This is a genomic window from Rappaport israeli, assembly GCF_001888055.1.
GTDB classification, from domain to species: domain Bacteria; phylum Pseudomonadota; class Gammaproteobacteria; order Cardiobacteriales; family Cardiobacteriaceae; genus Rappaport; species Rappaport israeli.
In genome coordinates this window covers 105,022-117,920 of sequence record NZ_LXHZ01000027.1, presented here as the reverse complement: position 1 = coordinate 117,920, position 12,899 = coordinate 105,022, and the positions used below count along the sequence as shown (strand labels likewise).

11 protein-coding genes and 4 pseudogenes are annotated in these 12,899 nt (G+C 41.6%); 6 read left to right on the top strand and 9 right to left on the bottom strand.

Going from position 1 to position 12,899, the window contains the following annotated elements; translation table 11 throughout:
* Positions 1 to 28: 28 nt before the first annotated feature.
* From rpoD to A5N84_RS09010, 9 genes and pseudogenes are all read right to left on the bottom strand, one after another.
* Positions 29 to 1,875: pseudogene (rpoD, locus tag A5N84_RS13120) on the bottom strand (RNA polymerase sigma factor RpoD).
* 45 nt (positions 1,876 to 1,920) lie between these two features.
* Positions 1,921 to 2,124 (bottom strand): hypothetical protein, encoded by a 204-nt coding sequence (locus tag A5N84_RS10345; RefSeq protein WP_072282106.1) that lies wholly within the window; start codon positions 2,122 to 2,124, stop codon positions 1,921 to 1,923.
* 119 nt (positions 2,125 to 2,243) lie between these two features.
* On the bottom strand, positions 2,244 to 3,608 hold the full coding sequence (gene dnaG / locus A5N84_RS09040; RefSeq protein WP_072282105.1) for a DNA primase: 1,365 nt from the start codon (positions 3,606 to 3,608) through the stop codon (positions 2,244 to 2,246).
* A gap of 21 nt (positions 3,609 to 3,629) precedes the next feature.
* The gene (locus A5N84_RS09035) at positions 3,630 to 4,079 is read right to left on the bottom strand and encodes a GatB/YqeY domain-containing protein (RefSeq protein WP_072282104.1); all 450 of its coding nucleotides are present in this window, start codon (positions 4,077 to 4,079) and stop codon (positions 3,630 to 3,632) included.
* 28 nt (positions 4,080 to 4,107) lie between these two features.
* A pseudogene (gene rpsU, locus A5N84_RS09030) lies at positions 4,108 to 4,324 on the bottom strand (30S ribosomal protein S21).
* A gap of 447 nt (positions 4,325 to 4,771) precedes the next feature.
* Positions 4,772 to 5,185, bottom strand: coding sequence for a hypothetical protein (locus tag A5N84_RS09025; RefSeq protein WP_072282103.1), 414 nt, complete (start codon positions 5,183 to 5,185; stop codon positions 4,772 to 4,774).
* The gene (nadE, locus tag A5N84_RS09020; RefSeq protein WP_072282102.1) at positions 5,185 to 5,934 is read right to left on the bottom strand and encodes an NAD(+) synthase; all 750 of its coding nucleotides are present in this window, start codon (positions 5,932 to 5,934) and stop codon (positions 5,185 to 5,187) included. Before nadE ends, A5N84_RS09025 begins: the two co-directional genes overlap by 1 nt.
* A 9-nt stretch (positions 5,935 to 5,943) precedes the next feature.
* Positions 5,944 to 7,377 (bottom strand): nicotinate phosphoribosyltransferase, encoded by a 1,434-nt coding sequence (locus tag A5N84_RS09015; RefSeq protein WP_072282118.1) that lies wholly within the window; start codon positions 7,375 to 7,377, stop codon positions 5,944 to 5,946.
* A 99-nt stretch (positions 7,378 to 7,476) separates the two neighbouring features.
* Positions 7,477 to 7,920, bottom strand: a pseudogene (locus A5N84_RS09010) (FxsA family protein); the annotation flags it as partial.
* A gap of 260 nt (positions 7,921 to 8,180) precedes the next feature.
* Here A5N84_RS09010 and aroQ point away from each other — a divergent pair.
* The 6 genes and pseudogenes from aroQ to A5N84_RS08975 all read left to right on the top strand — a co-directional run bounded on the left by aroQ (position 8,181) and on the right by A5N84_RS08975 (position 12,891).
* A complete protein-coding gene (aroQ, locus tag A5N84_RS09005; RefSeq protein ID WP_072282117.1) occupies positions 8,181 to 8,621 on the top strand; it encodes a type II 3-dehydroquinate dehydratase in 441 nt (146 codons plus the stop codon).
* 50 nt (positions 8,622 to 8,671) lie between these two features.
* Positions 8,672 to 9,138 (top strand): annotated as a pseudogene (gene accB, locus A5N84_RS13115) (acetyl-CoA carboxylase biotin carboxyl carrier protein).
* Between the two features lie 9 nt (positions 9,139 to 9,147).
* Positions 9,148 to 10,491 carry an acetyl-CoA carboxylase biotin carboxylase subunit gene (gene accC / locus A5N84_RS08995; RefSeq protein ID WP_072282100.1) on the top strand — a complete coding sequence of 448 codons (1,344 nt, stop codon included), beginning with the start codon at positions 9,148 to 9,150 and terminating at the stop codon, positions 10,489 to 10,491.
* A gap of 34 nt (positions 10,492 to 10,525) precedes the next feature.
* On the top strand, positions 10,526 to 11,434 hold the full coding sequence (gene prmA / locus A5N84_RS08990; protein ID WP_233120092.1) for a 50S ribosomal protein L11 methyltransferase: 909 nt from the start codon (positions 10,526 to 10,528) through the stop codon (positions 11,432 to 11,434).
* Between the two features lie 222 nt (positions 11,435 to 11,656).
* Entirely contained in the window at positions 11,657 to 12,628 is a 972-nt protein-coding gene (gene dusB, locus A5N84_RS08980; protein WP_072282097.1) for a tRNA dihydrouridine synthase DusB, read from the top strand.
* Positions 12,625 to 12,891, top strand: coding sequence for a helix-turn-helix domain-containing protein (locus tag A5N84_RS08975; RefSeq protein WP_072282096.1), 267 nt, complete (start codon positions 12,625 to 12,627; stop codon positions 12,889 to 12,891). The genes dusB and A5N84_RS08975 overlap by 4 nt, the downstream gene beginning before the upstream one ends.
* Positions 12,892 to 12,899 lie beyond the last annotated feature (8 nt).

Below are 12,899 nucleotides of genomic sequence, written 5' to 3'. Positions count from 1 at the left end.
GTATTTTTATTTTGCTCATTCTCGTAAATTAATCATTCAAGAAGCTTTTAAGTAGTTCTGAGCGATTCGGATGACGTAATTTGCGCAAAGCTTTTGCTTCAATTTGACGGATACGTTCACGTGTAACATCAAATTGCCTGCCTACTTCTTCAAGGGTATGGTCTGTATTCATATCAATTCCAAAACGCATTCTAAGCACTCTCTCTTCTCTTGGGGTAAGTGAAGCTAAGACTTCATTGGTTGCTTCACTCAATCCACGCGTCGTTGCCGCTTCTAGCGGGGATAAGATATTACCATCTTCAATGAAATCACCAATATGCGAATCTTCATCATCTCCAACTGGTGTTTCCATAGAAATAGGTTCCTTGGCAATTTTTAATACCTTTCGGATTTTATCTTCTGGCATTTCCATTGCTTCAGCTAATTCCTCGGGCGTTGGTTCACGACCATTTTTTTGCACTAATCCTCGAGAAATACGATTTAGCTTGTTAATTGTTTCTATCATATGTACTGGAATTCGGATGGTTCTTGCCTGATCGGCAATAGAGCGTGTAATTGCCTGACGAATCCACCATGTTGCATAAGTTGAAAACTTAAATCCACGTCTATATTCAAACTTATCTACCGCTTTCATTAGACCAATATTACCTTCTTGGATTAAGTCAAGAAACTGTAGACCTCTGTTGGTATATTTTTTGGCAATAGAGATAACCAAACGCAAATTGGCTTCAACCATTTCTTCTTTAGCACGTTTAGCTTGCGCTTTACCAATTGCAACATTTTTGTAGATTTCTTTAATACGCGCCACATCCATGCCGTATTTCTTTTCAATATCTAAAAACTTTTTCTTGCTCAGATTGAATTTCAATAATCATTGTTTTTAGCTTTTCAGCATATTTTTCGTTTTTGCTTACTTTGGCGCAACACCCAATCTAAATCTGTCTCGTTTCCTGGGAATTCATTTACAAAACTTTTCCGCGGCATACCTGCCCTATCAATGATAATGCGCATTAGTTTACGCTCTATTGCACGAATCTCTTCAACAGGATCTTCTAACCTTTCCTCCATTAAATCAATTGTTCTTTGTGGGAAAGAAAATGCGACCATATAAGATTTAACTTCATTATGTAATGCTTTATTCTTTTTGCTACTCAGTTTTTGACCTTTTTTCAGCGAGGTCATTAGTTTTTTATGAATTTCGACTAGTTCTAACAATTTCTCTCTTGCCTCAGTCATGCCATCAGTCGTATTAACTGATGATGTAGCACTGTCATCATCTATATCTTCTTCTAACTCAAGAGACTCTTCTTGTTGAATATCTTCATTATCCTCATTAGCTTCTATTTCCTTATCGGCAAATGGGTCACCATAGCCATTAACCAAATCACCCAGCTTTCCCTCACCCTCCTCAATCCGCTGAAATTCTTCAATCAACGCAGAAACCGCTAATGGAAAATCCGCCAAAGTTTCTTGCACTGAATTCAAGCCTGCTTCAATGCGTTTAGCAATAGCAATCTCTCCCTCGCGTGTAAGTAAATCGACAACCCCCATCTCACGCATGTACATTCGAACAGGGTCTGTTGTACGCCCTATCTCTGCCTCATTTGACAAAACACTATTAGGCAATTCTTCTGTATCTTCTGGTGCAACTACATCTTCACTGTCAGAAGCCGTCTCAACAACATCGATCCCCATCTCAATCATCAAAGAAATAATCTCTTCGAACTTATCACCTTCTAGAGAGTGTTCAGGCATAGTATCGTTAATTTCTTCGTAGGTTAAAAATCCCTGTTCCCGACCTCTATCAATAAGTTCTTTAACCTCATCGACGACATCTTCTTCATCGTGTTCACGTTCAAAATCACTATCACTCATGCTCAACCTCAACTAAATAAATTTCAACGCCATCAATAAATAGGGTTAACCACCCAATTTTTCAAGTCTTAACCGCTTTTCTTTTTCACGTTCAGACAGCTTTATTAATATATCCTTAAACTCTTTATAGGCATCCTCTTCTGATATAGTTTGATAAGATTCCTTCAAACTCTCAACTTCCAATAAATGGCCATATTGCTTTTCCAGAAAGAATCTTACCTGATTTTGCGTAAATTCCGAACACTGCAAGTGATAGCACAACTGCCAAAACAGTGATAAATCTTCAAAAATCTTCCCCTCATATCGCCATGGATACTCTAATTTTGCCCAGTGAGGATAGGAATATAAAAAATAAATGAGCTTCTTTTCTACACTTTGCGCTTCAAGAGAACGTTCTTTAGGAATAGGGGGTTTAAAAGGCGTAGGATAGCTCCCACCGTTTTTGCATTTACTCTTGAAACCACCAAATCAGGCAAAGCAAAATGCTTTTTCAAAGCATCTTTCAAAAAATGTTGATAAACCTCATCTGTGATAAAACCCAACCATGACTGCACCTGCTGAGCCAACCGCGCATTAGTTTCAACTGATCTAGTTTCGCCAAATTGCTTTTCAAGCAATCGAATTAAAAAATCAGATGGCTTTAGCGCACCATCCATAATCGAATGAAATGCTTCAATACCCTGTTTTTCTAATAAAGAATCTGGGTCTTCACCAGTAGGCATAAACATAAAACGCCACTGATAACGCTCATCATACTGCTTTAAGATAGCTTCTAGAGCTTTTTGTGCCGCCTTTTCACCTGCTTGATCACCATCAAAAGAAAAATATACTTTTTCTGCACGTTTTTTTAACTGAGTAACATGAGTATCCCCAACTGCCGTACCAAGCGCCGCTACTGAATATGTCAACCCATATTGCCAAAGCTTTATCACATCCATATAGCCTTCAGTAACAATAAGCGTTTTTCCTTTATTTTTAGAACGTAACGCCTGATGCAACCCGTAAAGCTCGTAACGCTTATTAAACCATTTCGTTTCTGGGGAATTTAAATATTTTGGCTGCTCATCTCCAAAGGCTCTTGCACCAAAAGCAATCACCTGACCTTTAGCATTAAAGATAGGGAAAATAATCCGATGACGAAACCAATCATAAAAACGCCCATCCTTATGCCCAACCAACCCTACCGCCTGCAACACATCAAGCGAATATTTATCTTTTAATACTTCGAGCAATTGATTGCCATAAGGGGCATAACCCAATAAAAAAGTATCTACACTACGTTTTTTAATCTCTCGCTTACGCAAATAATCACGAGCCAATCCGCCCGATTCACTATAAAATTGCTGATAATAAAACAACGCAGCATCGTGCAAACATGCAAGCCCCAGCTCGTAGAATTCTTTTTCTTTATTACTTACAACGGAAGTATTTTCTTCATAAGGAACGCTCATTCCATTAAGCTGAGCAAGTGATTCCACCGCTTCTTGAAACGTCAAATTATCAAAGTCCATCAAAAAACGAATACTGTCACCAGAGGCACCACAGCCAAAGCAATGATAGAACTGTCCAGACTCTGAGACATTAAAAGAAGGAGTTTTCTCCTGATGAAATGGGCAACAGGCTTTATAGTTACTGCCTGATTTTTTTAGGGGAACACGCGCATCAATTAAAGTAACTATATTTGAGCGCGCATTAATTTGTTCAATAAAATTTTTAGGAATATGCTTGGTCATTGATAGACCATAACGCCTATTTTAGGCGTTGAGCTGTTGGCGAAGATAAGTGCTAACAACCGACATATCTGCCTTACCTTCAAGCTCTGATTTTAATTGATTCATCAGTGCGCCCATAGACTGCATAGTTTTAGGTAAATCTGTAGAAGCGAGCAATTTATCTACATGAGCTTTTAATTCATCCTCACTAATCTCTTCAGGCATGAACTGTCTGATGATTTTAATCTCTGACTCTTCTTTCTCTGCCAACGCCTCACGCTCAGCCTCACGAAATTGTTTTGCTGATTCTTGGCGCTGCTTAACTTGACGAACCAGCTCACGCAATGCCACTTCATCTGTAATTTCAATACGCTGGTCAATTTCAATTTGCTTAAAAGCAGCACTGAGCGAGCGCAAAGTTTGTAATTGCTCTTTGTCTTTAGCAATCATTGCCGCTTTGATAGCGGCATTGACTTGTTCACGTATGGTCATAATCACACACGATATTTAATATTTAATTTTAGTACAAACGTTCAAAACGTTCTCTTTCTTTTTTCAAGCGGCGTCTGTTACGACTTACCGCTGCCGCAAGTTTGCGCTTACGCTCTTGCGTAGGCTTCTCATAATACTCACGACTACGCAATTCAGCTAAGATACCTGCTTTTTCACAAGCACGTTTAAAACGACGTAAAGCAACGTCAAAAAGGCTCATTATCACGAACTTTTACACTTGGCATTCAATTCCTCTCTAAGATAGCTTCTAAAAGCGCGCCATTTTAAAGATGAGCCTGACAAAAAGCAACTTTTTTATAAAGTTTGCGCACTCAAAAATCACTTACCCAATACCCGTTTACTCATCCATATGCCTTTGCGCTAGTGCTTATATCTTATATACACTGGCTATTAATAAAATGCTGCAAGCGGGCGCATCGTTACCACTCCAATAAATGGCGCAACTGGTATTTCAGCCTTAATCCTAGCGAAGATGGGATTATTAACTTTTTAGTGGCCACAACCATTAGAATCCTTTTTTCGCAACGGTACGCACTTTGTCTCTCTTGACAGCGCCATTAAAACCATGCGCAACATTGGTTGAGATATGCTTGATAGATACAAAGAAAGCTCGCATGGTGCATAGCCATAAATACTCTAGAAATCCCTGTTAATTTTACCAAGTACTAGCATCACATCTTAGGGTATAAAAATGTATAAGGATTGCGCACCGCCTGATCATTTTTCAGGAGATTAAAACCCATAATGCAACGCTTAATACACCAATATAGCGGTAACAGTATAGTCAGTACCACCAACACTAGCGCATACCACCACTGCTGCCAGCTTAATAATGGGTAACAAAAATACCAAATCACCCCCGACAACAAAAACACCAGCAATCCCTGCCATGCCATTGATTGCTGGAAACGAAAATGACTTTTATAAAGTGGCGCAACAGCAGGCGAATATACTTTTATACTTGCCCAAACAAAGGCAATCACAAATGCCAAATATCCACATATCCAGCCGATAAAATACAAACTATAAATATCATGCGCCGCCTTATTGCTAGAATCTTGCGCCCATATCTTTTTATCACGCACTAAGATTGCTCCCTAGGCGCAAGCGGTTGAATCGGCATCACCCGCTTATGATGCGAACGTTCATGCCAAAAAGCAATTCGCTCCAATGCCGCCTCATTCACAACCTCTCCTCTTAAATGCGCGTCAATTTCAGCATAAGAAACACCCATTTCATCCTCATCCGTCTGCCCCGCCCATAGACCAGCACTAGGTGCGCGCTCAATGATTTTCTGAGGAACACCAATAATATTTGCCAATTCAAACACTTGTTCCTTACGCAAATGAACCAGCGGCACAACATCTGCCGCACCATCACCAAATTTTGTAAAATAACCCGTATGCCATTCAGCCGCATTGTCTGTTCCGACCACAATACTGCGATAACTTTGCGCCACCGTAAAGAGCGTTACCATCCGCACCCTAGCTTGTAAATTACCATTTAACACATTCACCCGCTCAGGGTCTGGGTGTAAATTTCCCGCCAACTGCTGCATAAAAACCTCCACCATTGGCGCAATAGAAATAACCTCCCCTGACAACCCAGCACTCTCCAACACCAACTGCGCATCACTTTTATCCTTTTCAGCGCTTAAGCGACTAGGCAACAGATACGCTCGCACAGGCGCTCCCGTACGCGCTAATAAGTGCGCCACTACAGCTGAGTCCACCCCACCACTCACCCCAAGCACATAGCCATCCATTTTATAAAACTCTTTGCGCTGAATCTCTAACCAATCTACCAAATAGCGCGCATAACGTTCTAAATCCATCGCCTACTCCTAAAGTTTAGTGTTTTGTTCAATCAAATCCCGTTTAAGTTGCCAAAGCTTTTGGGATAAATCTACATAATAACCATGCGGATTTTCAAGCCTAAGCACCTCTGGCCACATCGCTGCAAGCGATTGCTGTGCGTGGGTGCGAATCTCTGTAAGAGAAGGCAAATCTGCCACCTTTTCACCCTTTAGAATAACCGGTTTTAATAGCGCTTCAGCAGTAAAATTGCAAATCTCTTTTTGCTTATAAGGATGCTCGGGGTCAAACAACAAATATGGCTTAGAACCATCAACAACTTCATCTTGCAACGTAATCAAATCCGCAATTGCCCGATGATTTTCATCATACAAACGATAGACCTGCTTATATCCTGGCGTAGTTGTTTTTAATACATTTTCACTAATTTTAATCTTTGGCACCACCTGCCCTTGATTTTCAAGCGCCACAATTTTATACACCCCACCAAAAACAGGCTCACTGCGTGCCGTAATCAGGCGCTCACCCACGCCAAAAACATCAATTTGTGCATCCTGACTCATTAAATCTTTAATTAAATATTCATCCAAACCATTAGACACTACAATTTTTGTCTCCTGCATCCCCGCCTCATCCAACATCACACGCGCCCGCTGACTCAAATACGCCAAATCCCCACTATCCAAACGAATCGCCTGCAACGCATAACCATTAGGTTTTAAATACTCCTGATGCACCCGAATCGCATTTGGCACACCTTGTTTTAACGTATTATACGTATCCACCAACAAAACCGTCTGCTCAGGATAACTCTTTGCATAAGCCAAAAACGCCTCGTATTCACTGTCATAACTTTGTACAAACGCATGCGCCATAGTTCCTGAAGCTGGCATACCAAACTTAAACTCACTTGCCGTATTAGAACTCCCATTCACACCACCAATATAGGCTGCTCGCGCACCATAAATTGCCGCATCCCCACCATGAGCTCGTCTAGAACCAAATTCTAATACACGTTTTCCTCCTGCCTCCTTTACAATTCTTGCCGCCTTTGTAGCAATCAACGACTGATGATTTAAAGACAACAACAAAAAAGTCTCAATTAACTGGCATTCAATAATAGGCGCACGCACACTAACCAACGGCTCAGAAGGAAAGACCACCGTCCCCTCAGCAAACGCCACAATATCACCGCTAAATGAAAAATCCCGCAAATACTGCAAAAACCCTTCACTAAACATATTCTTACGACGCAAAAAATCAATATGCGCTTCATCAAAACGCAAGGACAACACATACTCAACGAACTGCTCCAGTCCTGCAAAAATCGCATATCCCCCCTTATCCGGCACTCTACGGAAAAAATAATCAAAGTAAGCAATTTCCTCTTGTCTTCCCTGCTCAAAATAGCTATTTGCCATCGTCAGCTCATAAAAATCCATCAATAACGCCAAATCTTTCATCACATCCGCTCCATAAAAATTAATAAACACTACGCCAGTAAAATCCGCAAAATACGTATCGCCAACATCAAAAATCAAACCAACAAAACTCAAATTATATTAATCGCGATTTTCTCTTACTTCCAAAGTCGCATTCACAACCCGTCCCTCACTATCTCGCACCTCAACCACATTCTCCTCATAATCAGCCATGCCATATTTGCCCCCCTTACCCATCACCGCCTCAATTCTAAATAACCGCAACAACTGCGCCCCTAATAATTTTCTTAACGGTGGCACCAATAAAAAAATTGCCAAAACATCACTTAAAAACCCAGGCAATAACAACAGCATTCCTGCAATCAACCGAAATGCACCATTTTTAAGCGACACGCTCGCCAAATTCACCACAGCCCCTCGCCCACCAACAGCCGCGCGCCATTTCTCTTTCTCTCCAGCAAGCATCCCTATCCCTACAAAAATCGATAATAATAACAACCCAATAGTTGCCAAAGCCCCAATTGCACTAGAAACCAAAATCAATAACAATAATTCCACCGCACCCCAAACAAAACAAAAACATCAAAATCGGCATAAATCCTCCCAAGAACCCATACAAAGAAACCCACAAAACCGCACATATTACCGCGTAAACCTCTTAACACAACCCAACACGACGCATCCCAACCCTCATAGCAAGCAATTAATTTGCTACCTCTTGAAGAACTGCGCATAAAATGCGTTATAATGCCACATCTTTCGCGCAATATAGACAACCACTATGCTCTGCGCACAATTGCAAAACTTTTGGAAAAAATTATCTTATGGCAAAAATTTTGGTAATTAATGGACCTAATTTGAATCTGCTCGGCAAACGTGAGCCTGAGCAATACGGTCTAGAAACATTAACCGATATACAATCTCGCTTAGACGTTCTCGCAAAAGCCTTCAACCATCAACTAGAATTCATTCAGCATAATCATGAAGGCGCACTCATTGACAGCATACAAGAGGCAAGCAGAAAAAAGATTGATTTTATTATCATCAATCCTGCTGCCTACACTCACACCTCCATCGCTTTACGCGATGCACTTGCTGCTATTAGTATTCCTTTTATTGAAGTGCATTTGTCAAATATCTATCAACGCGAACCCTTTCGACATCACTCCTATTTTAGCGATTTAGCCCAAGGTGTAATTTGTGGATTAGGCAGTACTGGCTATGAACTTGCACTTCTAGCAGCTGAGAAACATCTTTCTAGCTAACCCTTTAAGCGATAGATGTATAGTATTTAGAACTTAACCCAGAGGATTTTATGGATATACGCAAAATAAAAAAACTAATTGAGTTACTAGAAGGCTCTGATATTTCAGAGATTGAAATTACCGAAGGGGAAGAATCTGTACGCATCAATCGACAAGGTCAACACCCTAATGCGCACTACCCACAACCTGCGCCTGCTTATTCTATGCCCATGCCAATCTCAGCACCCCCACCGCAAAGCCAAGACATAACCACCACTGCAACTCAAGCTGAAAAAACCATTCAAGGCAATATTATCCGCTCACCAATGGTTGGAACTTACTATTCAGCTGCCTCTCCTGAAGCAGAAGACTTTGTCCGCATAGGCAGTCAAATTAAAGTAGGCGATACTGTTTGTATCATTGAAGCATGAAAATGTTTAATCGCATTGAATCTGATTTTAGTGGAAAAATTGTAGAAATCTTAGTCGAAAACGGGCAACCAGTAGAATACGACGAACCTTTATTTATCGTCGAATAAGGAGCGCTCATGTTTAATAAAGTTTTAATCGCCAACCGCGGTGAAATCGCCTTGCGCATTATGCGAGCCTGTCGTGAGTTAGGCATTGCCACCGTTGCCGTGCATTCTAAAGCAGATGATCAACTACAACATGTTCTATTGGCTGATGAATCAGTTTGTATTGGTCCTGCCGCCTCTAGTGAAAGCTATTTGAATATGCCTGCAATTATTTCCGCTGCTGAAGTAACTAATGCAGATGCTATTCATCCAGGTTATGGATTTTTATCTGAAAATGCTGATTTTGCTGAGCGTGTTCAAGAGTCAGGCTTTGCTTTTATCGGGCCTCGCGCTGAAACGATCCGCATTATGGGCGATAAAGTAGAAGCCATTAAATCAATGAAAGCAGCTGGTATTCCCTGTGTCCCTGGTTCAGATGGTCCTCTTGGTGAAGAGGCTAATGAGATTAAACATATTGCACAAAAAATTGGTTATCCTGTAATCGTCAAAGCTGCTGGCGGTGGTGGTGGTCGTGGAATGCGCGTTGTACGTAGTGAAAGTGAAATTGTCGAAGCGGTAGCGATGACCAAACGAGAAGCGCGTCAAGCTTTTGGTAATGATATGGTCTACATGGAAAAATTTTTAGAAAAGCCACGCCATATTGAAATCCAAGTTCTTGCTGATAAACATGGTAATGCCATCCATCTAGGTGAGCGTGATTGCTCTTTACAGCGTCGTCATCAAAAAGTTATGGAAGAAGCACCTGCACCCGACATTAGTGCTGAGCAGCGTGCCGAAATTGGGGCAATTTGTGTACAAGCTTGCAAACGCATTGGCTATGAAGGGGCAGGAACTTTTGAATTTCTGTATGAAAATGGGCAATTCTTTTTTATAGAAATGAATACTCGCGTGCAAGTTGAGCATCCTGTAACAGAAATGGTCACTAACGTCGATATCGTGCGCGAACAAATCCGTATTGCCAGTGGTTTGCCCCTAAGCTATACGCAAAAAGATATTGTTATACGTGGTCATGCCATTGAATGCCGTATCAATGCCGAAGATGCTAAAACCTTTATCCCATCTCCAGGTAGAATTAGTGAATTTCATACTCCAGGTGGTTTAGGAGTGCGCGTTGACTCACATCTATATACTGGCTATACCGTTCCACCACACTACGATTCTATGGTGGGCAAGCTTATCTGCTGGGGCGATACTCGCGCTACCGCTATTGCCCGTAGCAAAGTTGCGCTTTCAGAGCTTGTCATTCAAGGGATTAAAACTAATATTGCTCTACATCAAGATTTATTAGAAGACCCTACTGTTAATGAAGGCGGTATGGATATCCACTATTTAGAACACAAACTAGGTCTCAACTAACCCAATAACCGTCTTTAAATCTAAAAAGGCGGTTATGTATTGTAAAAATTCTATGAAAGAACAAAACTGGCTAGAAATCACTCTCATTGCACACAATGAATTGGAAAGCGAACGCTTAGAACAAGCACTCATCGATGCTGGGGCAATTGCCATCACTTATACCGCCGCCGATGATAGCGAACTATTCGAACCGCCTATTGGCGAAATGCCTCTTTGGGCAGCGACAGGAGTAACTGGATTATTTGCCCAAGGAACCAATCCAGAGAATGTACAAGCTACGCTCACCGCAGAACTAAACAACGCCTATAACATCACCCATAAACTTTTTGCCGATAGTCAGTGGACGCGTGCTTGGTTAGATTATTTCCAACCCATTCAATTTGGAACTAATTTTTGGGTTGCTGCTAGTGAACATATCATTGAAGACCCTGATGCTATTGTCCTACGCCTAGACCCTGGACTTGCTTTTGGCACTGGTACTCACCCCTCAACCGCTATGTGCCTAAATTATCTCGTCAACCATGCCAATGTAACCGATAAAAGCGTTTATGATTACGGCTGTGGCTCAGGTATTCTCGGAATAGCAGCTGCCCTAGCAGGAGCAAAAGAAGTTTGGCAAACTGACATCGACCCGCAAGCTCTAATTGCCAGCGCTGATAATGCAGAAAAAAATAACGTCCATGGGCGCATACATTTATGCAAAAATCCAGAGCAAGCACCAAAAGTTGACCTTCTTATTGCCAATATTCTTCTAGAACCCCTCTGTGCTCTACGCCCTCAATTCGAACAGCACCTAAAACCCAGCACTCGCCTATACTTTGCAGGGTTATTAGAGCGCCAACAAAATGACATAGAAAACCACTATAACGATGGTTACCACATTCAACGCGTCGATGAACGAGAAGGCTGGATATTACTAGAACTCACGCCAAAGAATCTATAACCATGGAAAAACTTGCAGAAAAAACAATCGTCTTCATTCTTGGCTTAGGTCGCCTTATCAATATCCATTTATTCTTCTATAACCAAAACAATCTTCATAAATTATTTAATTTTTTCATCCAGTACAAAACAAACCGCCCCATCTTTAATTTAAAAAAATATCTAGCAACACAGTCAAGAAATAGAAATCTCTCACTCAACATAATTTCTTTAAAAGCCATCTATGTTTAGTTTAGGGCGCTTTCACTATCCTAATCCAGTTATTATCCTAGCGCCTATGGCAGGCATTAGCGACCAACCCTTTCGCCAAATTTGTGAACAGCAAGGAGCTGATTTTAGCGTTGCTGAAATGATTAGCGCCAAACCCGACCTAATGGATACCCGCCTCGCTCAAACCCGCTTATATTTTGGTGATAATCCCAAAAAACCTAAAATCGTCCAGTTAGTTGGGAGCGACGCAAAACTCATGGCACAAGCAGCGCAACTCATGCAAGCGCGTGGAGCAGACGTCATTGATATTAATATGGGCTGCCCCTCAAAATCTGTAGGCAAGCATCTTGCTGGCTCAGCCCTACTCAGTGATGAAAAAAAAGTTGCTGAGATTCTAACTTCCGTCAGCAAAGCTGTTAACATCCCCGTCACCCTTAAAACCCGCATCGGGCCACATGAAGAACATATCAATATCCACAACATTGCTAAAATCGCTCAAGATAGCAACATTGCCTTATTAAGTGTGCACGGACGCACCCGCGCACAAAAATTCCGCGGACAAGCACGCTATGAAGCTATCGCCAATGCCAAACAGCACGTTAATATTCCTGTTATTGTCAACGGTGACATCACCAGCGCCAAACAATGCCAACACCTCATCCAGACCTATCACTTTGATGGCGTAATGATAGGACGTGCCGCCCAAGGTAATCCATGGCTATTTGCCGACTGCCAACATCTACTCAATAACCTACCCAACCACTACACTCATCGCCAAACCACCATCACCCAACACATTAAAGCCCTCCATCAACTCTACGGCAAACAAGCGCTCTACATTGCACGCAAACATCTACATTGGTATTATCAACATCATCAAAACTATCCCCACTGGCGCCCCCTAATAAATCAAGCCAGTAGCGATAACGCACAAATCGAACTCATCAACCGCCTCCAACCCCCAATAAAGGAACGCTTACCATGACCATCCACAGCATCCAAAGCGCAATCCAACAAAGCCTCGACCAATACTTAAAAGACCTCAACGGACAACCCTGCGACTCACTCTACCGTCTAATTATCAACGAAGCGGAAGCCTCCGTTATTCGCTACGTCCTAACCCATACCAATTATAATCAAACTTGTAGCGCCCAAATGCTCGGTATCACGCGCAATACCCTCAAAAAGAAAATCATTGAACACAACCTAAATCCATCAACCCCTGATGAAAAAACATTCAACTCATAACTCACAGA

Bases quoted from the DNA above. Each gene is read 5' to 3' on its own strand.
- aroQ (WP_072282117.1), top strand. From the start codon at position 8,181: ATGGCAAAAATTTTGGTAATTAATGGACCTAATTTGAATCTGCTCGGC.
- nadE (WP_072282102.1), bottom strand. From the start codon at position 5,934: ATGGATTTAGAACGTTATGCGCGCTATTTGGTAGATTGGTTAGAGATT.
- A5N84_RS09035 (WP_072282104.1), bottom strand. From the start codon at position 4,079: ATGACCATACGTGAACAAGTCAATGCCGCTATCAAAGCGGCAATGATT.
- prmA (WP_233120092.1), top strand. From the start codon at position 10,526: ATGTATTGTAAAAATTCTATGAAAGAACAAAACTGGCTAGAAATCACT.
- dnaG (WP_072282105.1), bottom strand. From the start codon at position 3,608: ATGACCAAGCATATTCCTAAAAATTTTATTGAACAAATTAATGCGCGC.
- A5N84_RS09015 (WP_072282118.1), bottom strand. From the start codon at position 7,377: ATGAAAGATTTGGCGTTATTGATGGATTTTTATGAGCTGACGATGGCA.
- dusB (WP_072282097.1), top strand. From the start codon at position 11,657: ATGTTTAGTTTAGGGCGCTTTCACTATCCTAATCCAGTTATTATCCTA.
- accC (WP_072282100.1), top strand. From the start codon at position 9,148: ATGTTTAATAAAGTTTTAATCGCCAACCGCGGTGAAATCGCCTTGCGC.
- A5N84_RS08975 (WP_072282096.1), top strand. From the start codon at position 12,625: ATGACCATCCACAGCATCCAAAGCGCAATCCAACAAAGCCTCGACCAA.